Below are 17,070 nucleotides of genomic sequence, written 5' to 3'. Positions count from 1 at the left end.
AAAAAAATGGAGCCCATAACCGGACTTGAACCGGTGACCTCTTCCTTACCAAGGAAGTGCTCTACCGACTGAGCTATATGGGCTGTGAAACTCAAATCCCGCATTTTGGAGCGGGTGATGGGAATCGAACCCACGTCATCAGCTTGGAAGGCTGAGGTTCTACCATTGAACTACACCCGCACAAACCTTCCCAAATCTGGTGGAGGGGGGAGGATTCGAACCTCCGAAGGCGAAGCCGCCAGATTTACAGTCTGGTCCCTTTGACCGCTCGGGAACCCCTCCCGACTAAAGAGCGCATTATTGTTTCCGATCCTCCCGCAGCTGTCAACCCTTTGGGGCCGAATTTCTACGCCGTTTGCGCATGAAGACGGTTCATGGCCTTCTCGACCCCTTCATCGAGCAGCAGCGGCAGACAGTCCGCCGCCCGTGAAATGGCCGCCGTGATCGCCGCCAGCTCTTCAGCGGCGGGCCTCCCTAGCACGTAGTCGGTGACCGAGCCGTGCCGGGGCCGGCCGATGCCGATTCGCAGCCGCACGAAGTCACGCCGCCCCAGATGCTGCACGATGCTGCGGAGACCGTTATGCCCGCCGTGACCGCCGTCTACCTTGAGGCGCACCTCGCCGGCGGGGAAATCCAGCTCATCATGGGCGACCAGCAGCTGCGGTGCCTCGATACCGAAATAGCGGCACACCGCCGCGACCGGTCCACCGCTGCGGTTCATGAATTGGCCCGGCTTGAACAGACGCACCGCCTCGCCGCGGTGAAAGAATTGCCCCAGCCAACCGCCGAAGCGCGCCTCCCAGCGCAGAACCGCCCCTTCGCGCCGCGCCACCTCGTCCACAAACCAGAACCCGGCATTGTGCCGGGTTCTTTCGTATTGCCTGCCGGGGTTTCCCAACCCCGCAATCAGGGTGACTTCGGTCAAGCTCAGGCTTCACCCGCGGCTTCTTCGCCTTCGCCGCTCTCCCCGGTTTCGGTTTCGACCCGCGGCGGCAAAATGGTGACGACCGGCGCGTCGGCACCGTGCAGCAGCTCGACCACTTTGGCCCCTTCCGGCAGTTTCAATTCGGACAAGTGGATGGATTCGCCGACATCCAGATTCGCCAAATCCACTTCGATGAACTCAGGCAGCTGACCGGGCAGACAGGCGATTTCCACTTCCACCATATGGTGATTGACGATGCCGCCCTTCTTCACACCGACGGAGGTGTCTTCGTTGACGAAATGCAGCGGCACGTGAACCCGAATCTCCTCGTCTGCATAGACGCGCTGGAAGTCCAGATGCAGCACCGCTTCCTTGCTCGGATGCCGCTGAACTTCCTTCAAAATCGCCTGCACCGGCGCCTGGCCTGGAATTTTCAGGGTCAGGATGTGGGAATACACCGCTTCCTGTTCCAGGTTCTTGTCCACCTGCGGTTTGGACAACACCAGCGGCAGCGGCTGCTCCTCGCCGCCATACAACACTGCGGGAATCTTCAGCTCACGCCGCAACCGGCGGGCCACCCGGGTACCGGTCTCTGACCTGACTTCCGCCTCGAACTCGAAACTCGCTTCCATCTTTGTCGCTCCCAAAAACTTAATCTACATACAAAGAACTGACCGACTCGCCAACCGCAATGCGCCGGACGGTTTCGGCCAACATGTCCGCCACGCTCAGTTGCCGGATCTTGGGGCACGCCGCCGCCTCGCGGCGCAACGGAATGGTATCGGTAACCACCAGCTCGTCAAGCTGCGAAGCGCCGATGTTGTCCACCGCCGGCCCCGACAGCACCGGATGGGTGCAATAGGCAACCACCCGCACGGCCCCTTGGGCCTTGAGCGCGGCCGCCGCCTGGCACAAGGTGCCGGCGGTATCCACCAGATCGTCCACCAGAATGCAGGTCCGCCCTTCGACCTCGCCGATGATGTTCATCACCTGGGCCTCGTTGGCCTTGGGACGGCGCTTGTCGATGATGGCCAGCTCCGCGTCTCCCAGACGCTTGGCCAGCGCCCGGGCTCGGACCACACCGCCCACGTCCGGCGACACCACGATCTGGTTGTCGTACTTCTGCCGCCAGATGTCGCCCAGAAGCAGAGGCGAGGCGTAAACGTTGTCCACCGGAATATCGAAGAAACCCTGCACCTGGTCGGCATGCAGATCCACGGTCAACAGCCGATCCACCCCGGCGGCGGAAATCATCTTCGCCACCAGCTTGGCGGTGATCGGCACCCGCGCCGAACGCGGTCGCCGGTCCTGGCGGGCATAGCCTAGATAGGGGATCACCGCCGTAATCGTCCCTGCCGAGGCCCGCCGCAGGGCGTCGACGATGATCAACAGCTCCATGAGGTTGTCATGGGGCATGTGGGTGGACTGGATGACGAAGATCTCCCGCCCGCGGACGTGCTCCTCGATCTCGACCGCGATCTCGCCGTCACTGAAACGCCCCACCGACGCCAGCCCCAACCGCATACCGAGCCGGTCGACGATGTTCTGCGCCAGAGGCCGGTTGGCGTTGCCGGAAAAAACCATGAAACTGGCATCGCCCATAGCGCCACCTCTGCCGGATGCATTGCGGGATGAATGGACAGGATTGGCTGGGGCGCCAGGATTCGAACCTGGGAATGCGGGGATCAAAACCCCGTGCCTTACCGCTTGGCGACGCCCCATTGGATCTTTCATTGCAACTGTGCCAGTTTGTCGAGCAACGGCGAGCGATTCAAGCCACGGGCGACCTGGACCCGCCAACGCCGCGCCAGCGCTGCAGCCGCCGCTTCCGCCCGGTCACGGTCCGGAAACGCCGCGTACACACAGGCGCCGGTACCCGTCAGACGGGGCCTGCCATGGCGCGCCAAGTCGGCCAGCGCCGCATCCACCTGGGGATACAGCCGCCGCACGACCGGCAGGCAGTCGTTGCCACACAGCCCGGCGAGAAAGTCGGATATTGTGGCAGGCGGGCTGTTTCTTGTCAAATCCTCCGCCCCGAACACCGCCGCTGTCGCCACCTCGCAGGGAGGGACGAGGATCACGTACCAGGGTTGGGGAGGTTCCACCGGCGTCAGCCGCTCGCCGACCCCTTCGGCCCAGGCCGCCACCCCTTTGATGAAAACCGGCACGTCGGCACCGAGCCTGACCCCCACTTCCAGCAACGCCGTCTCACTCAGCCCCAGCCCCCACAGGGCGTTGAGCGCCACCAGCACCGTGGCCGCATCGGAGCTGCCGCCCCCCAGCCCGCCGCCCATGGGCAGACGCTTGTCCAAGCGTATCTCCACCCCGCGCCGCACGCCGGTCAGGCGCTGCAGCGCCCGGGCGGCGCGCACGGTCAGATCACGATCCGGGGACACCCCCGGCAACGGTGTCGCCAGCACCACCTGATCGTCGTCACGCCAGCGAAAGTGCAGGGTGTCGGCCCAATCGACGAACTGGAACACCGTCTGCAGCAGGTGGTAACCGTCGGGCCGGCGGCCGACGATCCGCAGCATCAGGTTCAACTTGGCAGGAGCCGGCCAGTTTTCAAGTTCGGTCACGGTCGATTTCCCAGCGATCGATCAACAATTTCACACGCACCCCGTCAGGCCCCAGCAATTGCAGTTTCGTCGGCAACGCTCCTGCGGCGACGGCCCCGTAGGCCAAATAGCCGACCTCCCAACCCTGCTGCCGCAGCCGTTGCAGCCGCCCGGCCAGATCGTGCTCGACAGCTGCCGGGCCGGGCGCCGTCAACCCCAGGACCCAGTAGCGCAACGCCGCCAGCGGCACGACGACGCCCAGCACCTGGCGCAGCAAGCGGTCGGGTTCGGCCGATTCCAGTATCCGGCCATCAGGATAGCGCAGCCGGATCCAGCCGGAACCCACCTCGACCACCACCCCACCCTGGCCGAAGGGACCACTCAGAACCAGACGGTCCAACCCCTGCCCGTGTTCCCAGCGCAGGTGGCCGTGCCAGCTGTCCCGGCCACCGCTGACGCCGATGCGCCCCTGCAGCTGCCAGGGGCGCTCGATCAGCCCGGAACGCCAGCGGCGCTCGGCCTCGCCTGCAGCGGGCAAAGGGGGTTTGCGCCAAGCGGCGCAACCCGCCAGCGCCAACAGCAGCAACAACAGCGGAATGCGGCTCACGGCGCCAAGCGGTCCGCCACCCGTTTGCGGAACCTGGCCACCCGCGGATCGTCGCCTGCGTCAGCGAGCGCTTTCCGCCATACCTTCCGGGCCTGGTCATGTTGTCCCAAGGCCCAGTAGACCTCACCCAGATGATAGGCGATCTCCGGGTCCGGATTGGCGGCATAGGCGCGCTGCAGGTATTCCAGCGCCTGGGAATAATGACCCAGCTTGTACTGCAACCAGCCATAGCTGTCGAGGACGGCGGGATCGTCGGGTTTGAGGCGGATGGCCTTCTCCAGATAGGTTCTGGCCTCGTCGAGCGGTCCCTGATATTCCAGCAGGGTGTAGCCCAGGGCGTTGAGCAAGTTGGGGTCGTCAGGCTTCTTCTCCAGCGCTGCCTGCAGGTCGGCGATGACCTGGTGGGGTTTTCCCATCTGTTCGGCCACCAGGGCACGGGCGTAGAGCAGATCGGGGTGGGCAGGGAAATCCGCCAAAGCCTGGGTGAGGGCGTCGAAGGCGGCCTGCAGCCCCCGGGCCTGAGTCAGAATTTCCGCCTTGAGCAGATGCAGCTGCAGGCGGAAATTGGGATAGCGGTCGTACAGGGTTTCGATACGTCGCAAGGCCTCGTCGATTCGCTTCAACCTGGCCAGGGCCATCACGGCGTTGATGCGGGCATCGAAGCCGAGCTTGCCGTTCTCGACCTTGTCGAACCAGGCCAGCGCCTCCTGGTAGCGGTGGTGCCGCAAGGCGATCCGCCCCAGATAGTAATAGGCTTCGGCGCGCCACTTGGGCTGCTTGAGCAGGCGCCGCAGCGTCTTCTCCGCGACCTTGTCCCTGCCCTGCTGCAGATTCACCAGGGCATAGGCGTAGAGGGCGTCGGGATAGTCCGGATCACGTTTGAGGATCCGTTTCAGTTCCGTCTCGGCCGCCTCGAAATCCTTGAGTTTCAACAGCAATTGGGCATAAAGCAGGCGCAATTGCAGGTCGTCGGGATGCTCGCGCACCAAGTCTTGCAATATCCGCCGGGCCTTGTCGGATTCCCCGAGCCGGGTCAGGAGCTGGCTTTGCAACAGCCTCAGGCGGGCCGACTCCGGTTGCAGTTTCACCGCCCGGCTCACCTGCGCCAGAGCCTCGCGGACGTCCCCCTGGCGCAGCGCCAGCATCGCATGGGCGTACAGGACTTCCGGAGAGTCGGCGAAATGCCGGCTCACCTGGGCCATCACCGCCGCCGCCACCTCTTTGTCCACGTTGCGGTCCATGAAACGGAGGATTTCCATCAGGACCTCGGTGCGCCGGGACGGCGGGGTCAGGGTCAGGAGGCGGATGAAATGGGCTGCGGCCGCATCGGTCTCCCCCTGACGCAGCGCCAATAGCAACGCCATCTCATGGGCGTCCGGGGAATCGGGCGCCTGTTGCAGCCAGCGCTTGACCGCTTCGGCCGCCTTGTCGTATTGCTTCAGATACAGGGCGATGCGGGTGGCGCGTTCGGCGACCCGGGGATCGGGAACTTTGTCCAGCACCTGCAGGTAAAGCTTCAGGGCCAGCGGATAATCGCCCCGCCGGCCCGCCAGTTCCGCCGCCAACAGGGCGTAGAGAATGTCGCCTTTGATGGCGGAAGCCTTATCGACGTGCTTGATCTCCAGAATCGGCTCGGCGAAGACCGGCGGTGAGGTTTCGCGTTTGAGCGCCTGACAGCCGGAAAACATGAGAACGACAACAAAAAGGGAAACGAGGCGTATGATCACGGACAGCTTCCTTATCCTGATGCGGGCGGGTCCGCCCGCAGGAACGGGGCGAACGGTTGGTTTAATTATATTTTGTTTTTACAATGCAGAATAATCTTATCCTGGATCGTTTCATCCCATGACGCTGCTTGCCCTAGGACTCAACCATACCACGGCGCCGGTGGCGGTGCGCGAACGCCTCGCCTTTCCCGGCGAGCGCGCCACCGAACTGCTGCCTGCCCTGCTGAGGCTGCCGGGCGTTCAGGAGGCGGCGTTGCTTTCCACCTGTAACCGCACCGAAGTCTATTGCCGCACCGATCGCCCCGATCCCAAACTCCTGGTGAACTGGCTCGCCGAAACCCAGCAGATCGAACCCGAGGCCTTCGAGCCTTATCTGTACGTCCACACCGACGCCGCCACCATCCGCCACCTGTTCCGGGTCGCCTGCGGACTCGACTCGATGGTCCTGGGCGAACCGCAGATCCTGGGACAGATGAAGGACGCCTATCAGGCCGCCCGTCAGGCCGGTGCCCTGGGCAAGATCCTCAGCCGGCTGTTCCAGCACACCTTCAGCGCCGCCAAAAAGGTGCGCACCGACACCGCCATCGGCGCCAGCCCCATCTCCGTTGCCTTCGCCGCGGTGCGGCTGGCCCGGCAGATCTTCGACGATCTGGGGGAGCAGACCGCCCTGCTGATCGGCGCCGGGGAAACCATCGAACTGACCGCCCGCCACCTGCACCAGCAGGGTATCGGCCGCATCATCGTCGCCAACCGCACCTTCGACAAGGCCCATGCGCTGGCCGCCCAGTTCGGCGGTTACGCCATCGCCCTGCGGGAGCTGCCGGCCCATCTGCACGAAGGAGACATCGTGGTTTCCTCCACCGCCAGCCAGCTGCCGATCCTCGGCAAGGGAGCGATCGAGCGGGCGGTCAAAAGACGCCGCCACAAACCCATCTTCATGGTCGATCTGGCGGTGCCCCGCGACATCGAGCCCGAAGTGGAGATCCTCGACGACGTCTATCTCTATACCGTGGACGATCTCAAAGACATCGTCGAGGAGAACCGCCAGGCCCGCCGCGAGGCCGCCCTGCAGGCCGAGGAAATCATCGACATGGAGGTGGAGCACTTTCTCGCCTGGCTCCGGGCCCAGGGCGCCGGCGACACCATCCGCGCCCTGCGCCGCCAGGCCGAGGGGCACAAACAGGCGGCCCTGGAGCGGGCCCGCCGGGCCTTGCAGCAGGGCGCCTCTCCCGAGGAAGCCCTGGAACTGCTGGCCCACACCCTGACCCAGAAACTCCTCCACACCCCCAGCGTCCAACTCAAGCAGGCCGGCAGTCACGAACGTCACGATCTCATCGCCGCGGCCCGTGAACTGTTCAAGCTCACCTGATGCAAGATTCCATCCGCACCCGCCTCGACCAGCTCAGCGACCGCTTCGAGGAGATCACCACCCTCCTCAGCCTGCCGGAAGTGCAGGCCGACACCCGGCGCTTCCGTGAACTGAGCCAGGAATACGCCCAGCTCGAACCCCTGATCGCCACCTATCGCGATTACCAGCAGACCGCCGCCGCCCTGGCCGAGGCCGAAGCCCTGCTGATGGAAGGTGATGCGGAACTGAAGGAACTGGCGCGGGAGGAAATCGCCACCGCCAAAGCCCGCCTGGCCACCCTGGAGCAGGAACTGCGGATTCTGCTGCTGCCCAAGGATCCCCACGACCGGCGCAGCGTGTTTCTGGAGATCCGCGCCGGCACCGGCGGCGCCGAGGCGGCCCTGTTCGCCGGCGATCTTCTGCGTATGTACAGCCGCTACGCGGAAAAGCGCGGCTGGAAGGTGGAAATCATCGGCGAAAGCCCCGGGGAACTGGGGGGCTACAAGGAAGTCATCCTCAAAATTTCCGGACCGGACGTCTACGGCCGCCTCAAGTTCGAGGCCGGGACCCACCGGGTCCAGCGGGTCCCGGAAACCGAATCCCAGGGACGCATCCACACCTCCGCCTGCACCGTGGCCGTGCTGCCGGAAGTGGAGGCGGTGGACGAAGTGGAAATCAACCCGGCAGAGCTGCGCATCGACACCTTCCGTTCCTCCGGCGCCGGCGGCCAGCACGTCAACACCACCGACTCGGCGGTGCGCATCACCCATCTGCCCACCGGCATCGTGGTCGAATGTCAGGACGAGCGCTCCCAGCACAAGAACAAGGCCAAGGCCATGGCTTTGCTCCAGGCCCGCCTGCTGGCGGCGGAACAGGCTAGGCAGCAGGCCGAACAGGCCCGCTCTCGCCGGCTCCAGGTAGGCTCAGGCGACCGTTCCGAACGCATCCGCACCTACAATTTCCCCCAGGGCCGGGTCACCGATCACCGCATCAACCTGACGCTGTACAAGCTCGACGAGATTCTCGAAGGCAACCTCGACGAACTGATCGAACCCTTGCTTCAGCACCACCAGGCCGAACTGCTGGCGGAAACCTTTGCCTGATGCCCACCATCGCCGAACTGCTACGCCAGGGCCGCCAGCGCCTGCAGGGTGCCTCGCCCACCCCGGAACTGGACGCCGAGGTGCTGCTGGCCCACGTCCTGGGGAAGCCGCGCAGCCATCTGCGGGCCTGGCCCGAACAGGAACCGGAACCAGCACAGATCCGACGCTACCTGGAACTGCTGGAACGCCGCCGTCACCGGGAACCGGTAGCCTATCTCACCGGCCAGCGGGAATTCTGGTCCCATACCTTCGAGGTCGGTCCCGGGGTGCTGATCCCGCGTCCGGAAACCGAGTCGCTGGTGGAACGGGCCCTGCATCGCATCCATCCGGAGGCCGAGTGGCGGCTGGCCGATGCCGGCACCGGGTCGGGCGCCCTGGCGGTCACTTTGCAGCGGGAACGCCCCCGCTGCTTCGTCCTCGCCACCGACCGCTCCTTCACCGCCCTGCAGCTGGCGCGGCGCAACGCCCGCCGCCTCGGCGCCCGGATCGCCCTGATCCAGGCCGACTGGCTCGCTCCGGTCGCCACCGCCAGCCTGGACCTGATCGTCAGCAATCCGCCCTACATTCCCGCCGGCGATCCCCATCTGCGGGGGGAAATCCGCTTCGAGCCCCGCCAGGCCCTGGTCGCCGGGATCGACGGCCTCGCCGCCTACCGCACCCTGATCCCCCAGGCCCGGCGGGTGTTGCGCGCCAGCGGCTGGCTGCTGCTGGAACACGGCCACGACCAGCACGAGCCGGTGGCGGAATTGCTGAAACAGGCCGGTTTCCGTAACATCAGCGGACACCCCGACCTGCAAGGCCACATCCGAGTCACCGAGGCACAAAGGAGCCCCTGAATGCCCGACACCATCGTTCTCCCCCGTTCCCTGGTCACCCGCCTGCTGCATCAGGCCCAGAGCCGCCCCGATTACGAGGTCTGCGGCCTCATCGGCGCCCGCGACGGCAAACCGGTGAGCGTCTATCCGGTAGCCAATGTCGCCACCGATCCCGAGCGCCACTTCGAAATGGACCCCGCCGGCCAGATCCAGGCGATGAAAACCATGCGCCAGCGGGGCGAGACCCTGTTCGCCATCTACCACTCCCACCCCCACGCCCCACCCTTCCCCTCCCGCGAGGACATCCAGTCAGTCAGCTATCCCGAAGCCCTGAGCCTGATCATCTCCCTGAACACCAAAGGGGTGCTGGAAATCCGCGGCTTCCGCCTCGAGGGCCGGCGGCCGGAGGAAGTGGAACTGGTGATGGAAGAGGCGTGAACGAGCTGGAAATCGACGGCAGCTTCGGCGAGGGCGGCGGTCAGATCCTGCGTACGACCCTGGCGCTTGCGGTGCATCTGCGACAGCCGGTGCGCCTGGTCAACATCCGCGCCAGACGGCGCCCGCCGGGACTGCGGCGCCAGCATCTAGCCTGCGTCCTGGCTGCCGCCGCAATCAGCGGCGGCCAGGTGGAAGGCGCCGAGGTGGGGTCACGGGCGATCCGCTTCCGGCCGGGGCCGTTGCGGCCCGGGGACTACACCTTCGACATCGGCACCGCCGGCAGCACCACCCTACTGCTTCAGGCCATCCTGCCTCCGCTGCTGCTCGCCGACGGTCCCAGCCGACTGACGCTCAAGGGCGGCACCCACAACCCCCACGCCCCGCCTTTCGACTTTCTCGATCAGGTTCTGCTGCCACAGCTGCACCGGATGGGGGCGAAGGTCGCGCTGCAGCTGCACCGCCCCGGCTTCTACCCCCGCGGCGGCGGTGTCCTGGAAGCCCATATCGAGCCGGTGGAACGACTCGCCCCTATCACCATTTCCCGGCGGGGAGAAGTGCTGGAAATCGCCGCCAGGGCGGTAGTCGCCGGTCTGCCCCGCCACATCGCCGCCCGTGAACTGGGCGTGCTGGCCCAGCGCCTGGAACTGGCCAACCCGGCCCTGACCATCGAGGAACTGCGCGGCTGCGGCATCGGTAACGTGGTCACCGTGAGAATCCAAAGCGACCACATCACCGAGCTGTTCACCGGCTTCGGCGAGAAGGGCGTTCCTGCGGAAACCGTCGCCAGCCGGCTGGCGGACGAGGTGGAAGGCTATCTGGCGGCCGACGTGCCGGTGGGCCCGTATCTGGCCGACCAGCTACTGGTGCCGCTGGCCCTGGCCGGCGGCGGGGAATTTCTGACTCTGCCCCCCACGCGCCACACCACTACCAATATCGCGGTGATCGAAAGGTTTCTGCCGCTGCGTTTCCAGATGGAGGGCGAAGACGGACGCTGCCGGATCCGCCTGACTCACCAGTAACGCTCGGTGGTGATCTGCCCCGGCTCCTTGCGCAGGTTCTCCTTCAGGCCCCGGCGCTTGAGCAATTCGACGGTATCCTTCACCATCGCCGGATTGCCGCAGATCATCACCTGGCTGTCGGCCGGGTCGATCTTCAGGCCGGCGCGTTCTTCCAGCTCGCCGGATTCGATGGCCTGGGTGATCCGCATCGGCAGCGCCCCCGGCACGGCTTCGCGGGTGACGCTGGCGAAAAACCGGAACTGCTCCGGATGGGTCTGGCGGAAGCCCTCGATGGTGTCCTGGTAGGCCAGTTCGGCACCGGTGCGCACCCCATGGACCAGGACGATCCGTTCGAAGCGCCGCCAGGGTTCCCCGGTCTTGAGGATGGAAAGGAAGGGACCCAAGGCGGTGCCGGTGGCCAGCATCCAAAGGTGTCGGCCTTCGGGCACTTGGTTCAGGGTGAAGAAGCCGGCGGCCTTGCGCGCCACCCAGACCGAATCCCCCGGCTGCAGGGTGGCCAGCTTCGGCGTCAGCCTGCCCTCGGGAATGACGATGAAGTAGAAGTCCAGGGGACGCTCGTCAGGGGCGTTGACGAAGGAATAAGGCCGCGAGACGAATTCCCCCTCGATTTCCAGCCCCAGACGGCCGAACTGGCCGGCGACGAACGGCTCGATGTCGGCCTCCACCCGCAAGGAATAGAGGCGCTCGGCCCAGCGGTAAAGCTCCACCACCCGGCCCTGACACCACTTGCGGGAATCGATGGTCACAGTCATGAACTTTCCTCCAACAGTGCCTCCAGGGGCCGGTAGCGTTCCGGCAGCCCCCAGGATTCGGCCACCGGGCGGCAGGTGATCCAGCCCCGGTAGGTATTGACCGCCTTGGCGAAACCCGGATCGCCCCGCACCGCCTCGATGCCACGGTCCGCCAGGCGCAGCACGTAAGGCAGGGTGGCCCGCGTCAGCGCCAGGGTGGAGGTGCGCGGATAGGCGCCGGGCATGTTAGTGACGCAGTAATGGATGACGCCGTGGACGGTGTAGACAGGATCGGCGTGGGTGGTGGGACGGGAGGTGGCGACGCAGCCACCCTGATCGATGCTGACATCGACGATCACGGCACCGGCCGCCATGCGCCTGACCATGTCTTCGGTGACCACATGGGGTGCCCGGGCGCCACGGATCAGCACGGCCCCGACGACCAGATCGGCTGCGGTGATCTCCGCGGCGATGGTCTGCGGGCTGGAATGGACGAAACGGAAGCAATCGGGGTACTGCGCCTGCAGATCCGCCGCCCGGGACGGATCGAGCCCGGCCATCACCACCTCGGTGCCCATGGCGCAGGCGCGCTGGGCGGCATGACGGGCCACCACGCCGTCGCCGATGATGAGCACCCGGCCGTAACCGACGCCGAGCACGTTGGCCGGCAGGGTGCCGCGGCCACCGTTGAAACGGGCCAGATAGTAGGCGCCCATCAGAGTCGCCATGTTGCCCGCCACGCCGCTCATGGGCGCCAGCAGGGGCAGATGCCCCTGTTCGTCCTCCAGGGTTTCGTAGGCGACGGCGGTGGTGCCGCTCTCGAGCAGGGCGTCGAGCAATTCGCACGGGGCGGCGGCCAGATGAAAATAGGTGAACACGATCTGGCCGCGCAAATAGGCGTATTCGTCGGGTTGCGGTTCCTTGACCTTGACCACCAGATCGGTGCTCCAGGCCGCGGCGGCATCGCCCAGCTCGGCGCCGGCGTACCGGTAGGCGGCGTCCTCGAAGCCGGAACCCTCGCCGGCTCCGCGCTCCACCGTGACCGCATGACCGGCCTGGACCAAGGCGCGCACACCGGCAGGCGTGAGGCCGACCCGGTACTCCTCGGTCTTAATTTCTTTCGGAACCCCGACCCGCATCACTCCAGCCCGACGGCCGCTTCGCGGATGGTTTCCTCGTCCGCCCGGATCAGGTTCTTGCTCACGGTCTTGACCAGCGTCTTCAGGGTCGGCGCGTGCAGGTGCTTGCGCACCAGGCCGATGAACTTGGGCTCGCCGACCAGCACCAGCTCCTCGAACCGATTGGTGGCCCGGGCCTTTTCGATGTGTTCGGCGACTTCCTTGGCGAATACGTCAGCCTCGTGGGTCTTGGGATCGACCTCGCTTTCCATGTGATGGATGCCCTGGCCCATGCGATCGTACACTTTGCCGGCATTGTCGGCGTTGATGTCGAGCACCTTGGCGCGAGATTGGGGATGGGACAGATCTTCCAGTTCCGTCATCGGCTTGAGGCGGCTGTTGGCCTCGAAAATCCGCGCCCGGCTGCTTTCAGCGACGACGACCCACGTTTTCTTCATGATCGGCTTCTCCTTGTGTCGGTTATTCAGATTCCCGCAGAGCATTGTACACCGCCACCTTCCCCACACCGAGAAGACGGTGGCAACCCCAAGCCAGCGCACCGAGCAGCACCACCTCGGCGAACAGCACCACCTGCAGCGGCACCTCCGCCAACAGTTCCCGGTAGCGCCCCTTGGCGGTGAAGCCGGCGACAAAATGCCCCTGTCGCAATACCGGCAGGATCTTCGGCGCGATCCCGCCTGCGATATAAATGCCGCCGAAGGCCAGGCTTTTCAAGGCCAGATTGCCCGCCTCGGCACCGTAAAGCGTGGCGAACCAGCGCAACGCCTCGAGGCACAGGGGATCGCCCCATTCCAGCGCCCCGCGGCTGACCACGGCAGCCGGATCGGCCGTCGTCATCGCCGCCGCCACCTGCGCGCTCTCCCGCGCCGGTTCCTGCTCACGCAGGAAGCGGTACAACGCCGCCAACCCCGGCCCAGACACCACCCGCTCGTAACTGACGTGGTCCGGATAGCTGCGCCGCAGCCAAGCCAGCAGGGCATCCTCGCGCGCATCGCGGGGGGCGAAATCGCAGTGGCCGCCTTCGGTCGCCACCACGGTGACGCCGTCGCCGCTGCGGATCAGCAGCGCCTCCCCCAAACCGGTGCCGGCGGCGATCACCGCCCGGTGGGCATCGGCCCGTTCCCGGGCCCGGGGATTCAAGGCCGTAAACTGAGCCGGCGGCAACTCCAGGATGCCATGGGCGGCCGCCTCCAGATCGTTGAGCAGCGCCACCAGAGCGCCGTCCAACTGCCGCGACAGGACGGCGGCATCCAGCACCCAAGGCAGATTGGTGGTGCGGCAGACGCCATCCTTCACCGGCCCGGCGACTCCGAAACAGGCGGCATCCACAGGCACCGGCCAGCGGGCACGGAAGCGCGCCAGCACCGCCTCGAAACGCTCGAAATCCCCGCTGGGAAAACGCTCACGGGCGATCACCCGTACCCGGCCGCCAGCCACCTCGGCCAGACACAGCCAGGTCTTGGTACCGCCGATGTCCCCCGCCAGCAGCCGCATCATTCGCCCTGCAGGGTGGCGATCACGGTGCGCCGCCCGCCGTGGTTGCGGTGTTCGCCCAGATAGATGCCCTGCCAGGTGCCCAGCAGCAACCGCCCCCCGCCGATGGGGACGGTCACCGACGATCCCAGCAGCGATGCCTTGATGTGGGCCGGCATGTCGTCCGGACCCTCCAGGGTATGGCGGTAGTAGGGGGCATCCTCAGGGACGACATGGCGAAAATGCGCCTCCATGTCGGCCCGCACGGTGGGATCGGCATTCTCGTTGATGGTCAGGGAGGCGGAGGTGTGCTGGATGAAGAAATGGGCCAGCCCGACCCGGAAATCCCGGATCTCCGGCAGCTGTTCCAGCAGTTCGCGGGTGACCAGATGGAACCCACGCGGCCTGGGGGAAAGAACGAGTCGTTTCTGCACCCACATGACGTCTGCATCCGGTGGAAGAACCGAGCGGAAGGATAACATGGATCCCCGCAGCCGGGGCCACGCCCTCAGCCGTTTGCGTCCGGCGCCCGAAAGCCGTAGATCATGTAGCGCAGCAGCCGCAAGCGACTGACGATCTCGGCGAAACCGGTTTCGGCGACCGCCGCCGCCCCCACCTGCAGCGCGCCGCCGAAACGGCGCAGGAACGAATAGGTGGGCAGGGTGTTTGCGGTGATGTCGCGTTCCGTCTCGACGGCGAACCCGGTCGCCTCCGCCAGCCTCCAGTAGCCGCCGCGGGTGTAGCTGAGATCGCAGCGGCCGTAGAAACCGCCGCCGATCCCCAGCCGGGACCACAGGGTGACGGGCAGCAGCGGTGCGGTGGCAACGAAATCCGACAGCGCCAGCCGCCCGCCGGGTTTCAGGACCCGCCGGGCCTCCGCGAAGAAGCAGCGCCGGTCGGGGAAGTGGAAGATGCACTCGACCGCGACCACCGCGTCGAAGCTGGCGTCCGCGAACGGCAGGGCGCAGGCGTCCCCGGCCACAAAGCAGATGCGGTTACCAGGTTGCGATGTCACCTGCTTTCGGGCGCGCGCTAATTGGCGCTGATCGATGTTGAGCCCATAGACCTCCATCTCGGTGTGATTTTCATTGATGCTAGCCACGGTGCCGCCGAAGCCGCAGCCGGCATCGAGCACCCGCTGCCCGTCTGTGACCGCCGCCGCCTGGCAGACCTCCCGCGTCAGGGCTTCAGCCGCCGCGGCGAAGTCCTGCGGCGTCAGTTCGGCACTTCCCGGATCGGGCCAGTAGCCCCAGTGGACATGGCGGCCGAAGGCGCGTGCCACGACCGGATCGCCACGCTCCAGCGACGCTAGCAGGGCATCGAAGTAAGGGAGTTTGATCATGTCAGCAAGGTCTGGAATCGTTGATCTTCCAGGCCGCAGTATACGCCCACCCCTGCCCTGGGCGTAGCGGTCATTCACCGCTTCATCCATCCTAAGATGTCCCGCTCGGGCCTGGATCTGCTGTTGCGCTGCCAAAGGAGGGAGAAAATACCCCCTCCAAGGCCAAAAAGAAGGACTTCTAAGGACTACGAGCCCGGGTTTGTCCACATCGACATCAAATACCTGCCCAAGATGCCCGATGAGGCTCGGGGCCGTTATCTCTTCGTCGCCATCGACCGGGCCGCCCGCTGGGTCTACCTGGAAATCCATCCCGCCAAGGAAACCAGGGTCGCCGCCGACTTCCTCGACCGCCTGATCGACAAAGCTCCCTTCAAAATCACCAAGCTCCCGACAGCGGCAAGGACAAATCCGCCGGGAGCGGATTTGGAGCGTGCACCAGGCCCCGAAGGGGTGAACCCCAGAGATGGGGTGAGCAATTCACCGACCGCTTCTGCGCCACCGGGGAGTGCGAACCGACCGGCCGGTGCCTTTTCGACCAGACCTGCCAACGCCATGGCATCGAACACCGCCCCATCCCACCCAAACGCCCGCAGACCAACAGACAGGCCTGCCGCTTCGACGGTCGGATCGCCGGGCTCCTCAAAACCACCCGCTTCCAAAGCAACCAGGATCTGGAACGGACCTCGATGCAGTATGCTAACGTCTACAACCATCAGATCCCCCAGGAGGCCCTGGGACACATCTCACCGGCGCAGGACCTCAAAGACTGGCAGAAAAAGCGGCCGGAACTTTTCAAAAAAGTAATAATCTCGCGGGTCTTGACCAGCTACTCCAGGCCGGAAGGGGCATCCTGTAACTGAGAAGGGGAAAGTGGCTGGCCGCAGTGAGGACAGGTAAGCACCTTCCCCCGCTGTACCAAGCTTTTTTCCTCGTCCAGCAGCAGCTCGGCATCCTCTTCCTCCAGGCCCAGCTCCTCCCGGGCCGCCTTCAGCGCCTCGTATTCGGCCCGGGAGATGACCCCGTCGGCCAGGGCTTGCCGCAGCTTCAGGCGGTATTTTTCCCGCCGATTCTGTAGCTCGGTGGAAAACCCGGAGGCAAGAATCCCGGCCGGCATCGCCGCCATGCCCACCCCGGCGATGGTGATGAGCACCCCGAAGGCCTTGCCCCACACCGTCACCGGCACCACGTCGCCGTAGCCGACGGTGGTCAGGGTCACCGTGGCCCACCAAATCGCCTTGGGGATGCTGCCAAAGGCCTCGGGCTGGGCGTCGTGCTCCACCAGATAGATACCGCTGGCGGCGAAAATGATGATGATCAGCATGATGAACACCGCAGAGATGAACGCCGAGGCCTCGCGGCGAATCACCGTCAGCAGCAGATCGAGAGCATCGGAATAGCGGGTCAGCTTGAAAATGCGGATCAACCGCAGCACCCGCAGGAAGCGGGTGTCGAGACTCAAACCGAACCAGACCAGCATCGAGGGCAGGAAAGCCAACAGGTCCACCAGCGCCATCGGCGTCCGCATATAGCGCAGGCGTCCCCACAGGGGATGGGAGAACGCCGGGTTCTCGACACAACACCACACCCGCAGGCAGTATTCGAGCGCGAACAGAAACACTGAAACGAACTCGAAGGAAGCGAACCAGAACCGGTAAGCCTGCTCGTATTCGGGCACCGACTCGAGAATCACCTCGATCACATTGAGACCGATGAGCGCCATGATGCTCAGGTCCACCAGCCGGCTGGCCAGGCTGGGATGGCGGTGGTCGAGCCACTGATAGAGACGGTGACGGAGGGTCATGATGCAGGGTCCTGGTATGAGTCGAAAGGGGGGCTCGTGTAGAA

Annotated in this window: 19 protein-coding genes and 4 tRNA genes; 6 read left to right on the top strand and 17 right to left on the bottom strand. The window is 65.4% G+C overall.

Features of this window, described 5'->3' with window-relative positions; genetic code table 11:
• Positions 1 to 7: 7 nt before the first annotated feature.
• From MIN45_RS06050 to MIN45_RS06005, 10 genes are all read right to left on the bottom strand, one after another.
• Positions 8 to 83, bottom strand: a tRNA-Thr gene (locus MIN45_RS06050).
• A 23-nt stretch (positions 84 to 106) separates the two neighbouring features.
• Positions 107 to 180: transfer RNA gene (locus tag MIN45_RS06045), tRNA-Gly, on the bottom strand.
• 17 nt (positions 181 to 197) lie between these two features.
• Positions 198 to 282 (bottom strand) — tRNA-Tyr (locus MIN45_RS06040).
• 64 nt (positions 283 to 346) lie between these two features.
• Positions 347 to 925 carry an aminoacyl-tRNA hydrolase gene (gene pth, locus MIN45_RS06035; RefSeq protein ID WP_286294061.1) on the bottom strand — a complete coding sequence of 193 codons (579 nt, stop codon included), beginning with the start codon at positions 923 to 925 and terminating at the stop codon, positions 347 to 349.
• 2 nt (positions 926 to 927) lie between these two features.
• A complete protein-coding gene (locus MIN45_RS06030; protein ID WP_286294059.1) occupies positions 928 to 1,557 on the bottom strand; it encodes a 50S ribosomal protein L25/general stress protein Ctc in 630 nt (209 codons plus the stop codon).
• Positions 1,558 to 1,576: 19 nt separating this feature from the next.
• Positions 1,577 to 2,527: a ribose-phosphate diphosphokinase gene (locus tag MIN45_RS06025; RefSeq protein ID WP_286294056.1), complete on the bottom strand. Its 951-nt coding sequence runs from the start codon at positions 2,525 to 2,527 to the stop codon at positions 1,577 to 1,579.
• A 44-nt stretch (positions 2,528 to 2,571) separates the two neighbouring features.
• Positions 2,572 to 2,646: transfer RNA gene (locus MIN45_RS06020), tRNA-Gln, on the bottom strand.
• A 9-nt stretch (positions 2,647 to 2,655) separates the two neighbouring features.
• Positions 2,656 to 3,504: a 4-(cytidine 5'-diphospho)-2-C-methyl-D-erythritol kinase gene (ispE, locus tag MIN45_RS06015; RefSeq protein ID WP_286294054.1), complete on the bottom strand. Its 849-nt coding sequence runs from the start codon at positions 3,502 to 3,504 to the stop codon at positions 2,656 to 2,658.
• Complete coding sequence (gene lolB, locus MIN45_RS06010) at positions 3,491 to 4,090, bottom strand: lipoprotein insertase outer membrane protein LolB (RefSeq protein ID WP_286294052.1); 600 nt, start codon at positions 4,088 to 4,090, stop codon at positions 3,491 to 3,493. Before lolB ends, ispE begins: the two co-directional genes overlap by 14 nt.
• On the bottom strand, positions 4,087 to 5,817 hold the full coding sequence (locus tag MIN45_RS06005) for a tetratricopeptide repeat protein (protein ID WP_286294051.1): 1,731 nt from the start codon (positions 5,815 to 5,817) through the stop codon (positions 4,087 to 4,089). The genes lolB and MIN45_RS06005 overlap by 4 nt, the downstream gene beginning before the upstream one ends.
• Positions 5,818 to 5,935: 118 nt before the next feature.
• Here MIN45_RS06005 and hemA point away from each other — a divergent pair, with 118 nt between their 5' ends.
• From hemA to rtcA, 5 genes are read left to right on the top strand one after another with little or no spacing between them, the layout of a single operon-like run.
• The gene (gene hemA, locus MIN45_RS06000; RefSeq protein ID WP_286294050.1) at positions 5,936 to 7,186 is read left to right on the top strand and encodes a glutamyl-tRNA reductase; all 1,251 of its coding nucleotides are present in this window, start codon (positions 5,936 to 5,938) and stop codon (positions 7,184 to 7,186) included.
• On the top strand, positions 7,186 to 8,268 hold the full coding sequence (prfA, locus tag MIN45_RS05995; RefSeq protein ID WP_286294048.1) for a peptide chain release factor 1: 1,083 nt from the start codon (positions 7,186 to 7,188) through the stop codon (positions 8,266 to 8,268). Before hemA ends, prfA begins: the two co-directional genes overlap by 1 nt.
• Positions 8,268 to 9,104 (top strand): peptide chain release factor N(5)-glutamine methyltransferase, encoded by an 837-nt coding sequence (gene prmC, locus MIN45_RS05990; RefSeq protein WP_286294046.1) that lies wholly within the window; start codon positions 8,268 to 8,270, stop codon positions 9,102 to 9,104. Before prfA ends, prmC begins: the two co-directional genes overlap by 1 nt.
• Positions 9,105 to 9,521, top strand: coding sequence for a M67 family metallopeptidase (locus tag MIN45_RS05985; protein ID WP_286294045.1), 417 nt, complete (start codon positions 9,105 to 9,107; stop codon positions 9,519 to 9,521). It abuts the gene before it with no gap.
• Positions 9,518 to 10,540, top strand: a complete 1,023-nt coding sequence (rtcA, locus tag MIN45_RS05980) for an RNA 3'-terminal phosphate cyclase (protein WP_286294043.1) — start codon at positions 9,518 to 9,520, stop codon at positions 10,538 to 10,540. The genes MIN45_RS05985 and rtcA overlap by 4 nt, the downstream gene beginning before the upstream one ends.
• Here rtcA and MIN45_RS05975 read toward each other — a convergent pair.
• The 6 genes from MIN45_RS05975 to MIN45_RS05950 all read right to left on the bottom strand — a co-directional run bounded on the left by MIN45_RS05975 (position 10,531) and on the right by MIN45_RS05950 (position 15,225).
• Positions 10,531 to 11,292 carry a ferredoxin--NADP reductase gene (locus MIN45_RS05975; RefSeq protein WP_286294042.1) on the bottom strand — a complete coding sequence of 254 codons (762 nt, stop codon included), beginning with the start codon at positions 11,290 to 11,292 and terminating at the stop codon, positions 10,531 to 10,533. The two genes, rtcA and MIN45_RS05975, sit on opposite strands and share 10 nt — an antisense overlap.
• Complete coding sequence (gene ald / locus MIN45_RS05970) at positions 11,289 to 12,410, bottom strand: alanine dehydrogenase (protein WP_286294039.1); 1,122 nt, start codon at positions 12,408 to 12,410, stop codon at positions 11,289 to 11,291. Before ald ends, MIN45_RS05975 begins: the two co-directional genes overlap by 4 nt.
• Entirely contained in the window at positions 12,410 to 12,847 is a 438-nt protein-coding gene (locus tag MIN45_RS05965) for a host attachment protein (RefSeq protein ID WP_286294037.1), read from the bottom strand. Before MIN45_RS05965 ends, ald begins: the two co-directional genes overlap by 1 nt.
• A 22-nt stretch (positions 12,848 to 12,869) precedes the next feature.
• On the bottom strand, positions 12,870 to 13,907 hold the full coding sequence (gene glk / locus MIN45_RS05960) for a glucokinase (protein ID WP_286294034.1): 1,038 nt from the start codon (positions 13,905 to 13,907) through the stop codon (positions 12,870 to 12,872).
• Positions 13,904 to 14,323, bottom strand: coding sequence for a secondary thiamine-phosphate synthase enzyme YjbQ (locus tag MIN45_RS05955; protein WP_286294033.1), 420 nt, complete (start codon positions 14,321 to 14,323; stop codon positions 13,904 to 13,906). Before MIN45_RS05955 ends, glk begins: the two co-directional genes overlap by 4 nt.
• Before the next feature lie 68 nt (positions 14,324 to 14,391).
• On the bottom strand, positions 14,392 to 15,225 hold the full coding sequence (locus MIN45_RS05950) for a class I SAM-dependent methyltransferase (protein ID WP_286294032.1): 834 nt from the start codon (positions 15,223 to 15,225) through the stop codon (positions 14,392 to 14,394).
• A gap of 287 nt (positions 15,226 to 15,512) precedes the next feature.
• Here MIN45_RS05950 and MIN45_RS12440 point away from each other — a divergent pair, with 287 nt between their 5' ends.
• A complete protein-coding gene (locus MIN45_RS12440; protein ID WP_422732688.1) occupies positions 15,513 to 16,085 on the top strand; it encodes an integrase core domain-containing protein in 573 nt (190 codons plus the stop codon).
• On the opposite strand, the gene MIN45_RS05945 is transcribed toward MIN45_RS12440, so the two are convergent.
• Complete coding sequence (locus MIN45_RS05945; RefSeq protein WP_286294031.1) at positions 16,052 to 17,026, bottom strand: ion transporter; 975 nt, start codon at positions 17,024 to 17,026, stop codon at positions 16,052 to 16,054. The genes MIN45_RS12440 and MIN45_RS05945 overlap by 34 nt on opposite strands.
• Between the last annotated feature and the right edge of the window lie 44 nt (positions 17,027 to 17,070).

This window comes from Methylomarinovum tepidoasis (assembly GCF_030294985.1).
In the GTDB taxonomy this organism is placed as follows: domain Bacteria; phylum Pseudomonadota; class Gammaproteobacteria; order Methylococcales; family Methylothermaceae; genus Methylohalobius; species Methylohalobius tepidoasis.
The sequence above is the reverse complement of the archived record's forward strand: the minus strand, read 5'-3'. Positions and strand labels throughout refer to the sequence as shown.

What these genes read in the sequence shown, in the direction of transcription:
- MIN45_RS05985 (WP_286294045.1), top strand. Translation starts at nt 9,105, where the DNA reads ATGCCCGACACCATCGTTCTCCCCCGTTCCCTGGTCACCCGCCTGCTG.
- MIN45_RS05945 (WP_286294031.1), bottom strand. Translation starts at nt 17,026, where the DNA reads ATGACCCTCCGTCACCGTCTCTATCAGTGGCTCGACCACCGCCATCCC.
- MIN45_RS06025 (WP_286294056.1), bottom strand. Translation starts at nt 2,527, where the DNA reads ATGGGCGATGCCAGTTTCATGGTTTTTTCCGGCAACGCCAACCGGCCT.
- MIN45_RS05950 (WP_286294032.1), bottom strand. Translation starts at nt 15,225, where the DNA reads ATGATCAAACTCCCTTACTTCGATGCCCTGCTAGCGTCGCTGGAGCGT.
- MIN45_RS05975 (WP_286294042.1), bottom strand. Translation starts at nt 11,292, where the DNA reads ATGACTGTGACCATCGATTCCCGCAAGTGGTGTCAGGGCCGGGTGGTG.
- prmC (WP_286294046.1), top strand. Translation starts at nt 8,268, where the DNA reads ATGCCCACCATCGCCGAACTGCTACGCCAGGGCCGCCAGCGCCTGCAG.
- ald (WP_286294039.1), bottom strand. Translation starts at nt 12,410, where the DNA reads ATGCGGGTCGGGGTTCCGAAAGAAATTAAGACCGAGGAGTACCGGGTC.
- MIN45_RS05965 (WP_286294037.1), bottom strand. Translation starts at nt 12,847, where the DNA reads ATGAAGAAAACGTGGGTCGTCGTCGCTGAAAGCAGCCGGGCGCGGATT.
- hemA (WP_286294050.1), top strand. Translation starts at nt 5,936, where the DNA reads ATGACGCTGCTTGCCCTAGGACTCAACCATACCACGGCGCCGGTGGCG.
- MIN45_RS06030 (WP_286294059.1), bottom strand. Translation starts at nt 1,557, where the DNA reads ATGGAAGCGAGTTTCGAGTTCGAGGCGGAAGTCAGGTCAGAGACCGGT.
- MIN45_RS05955 (WP_286294033.1), bottom strand. Translation starts at nt 14,323, where the DNA reads ATGTGGGTGCAGAAACGACTCGTTCTTTCCCCCAGGCCGCGTGGGTTC.
- glk (WP_286294034.1), bottom strand. Translation starts at nt 13,907, where the DNA reads ATGATGCGGCTGCTGGCGGGGGACATCGGCGGTACCAAGACCTGGCTG.
- prfA (WP_286294048.1), top strand. Translation starts at nt 7,186, where the DNA reads ATGCAAGATTCCATCCGCACCCGCCTCGACCAGCTCAGCGACCGCTTC.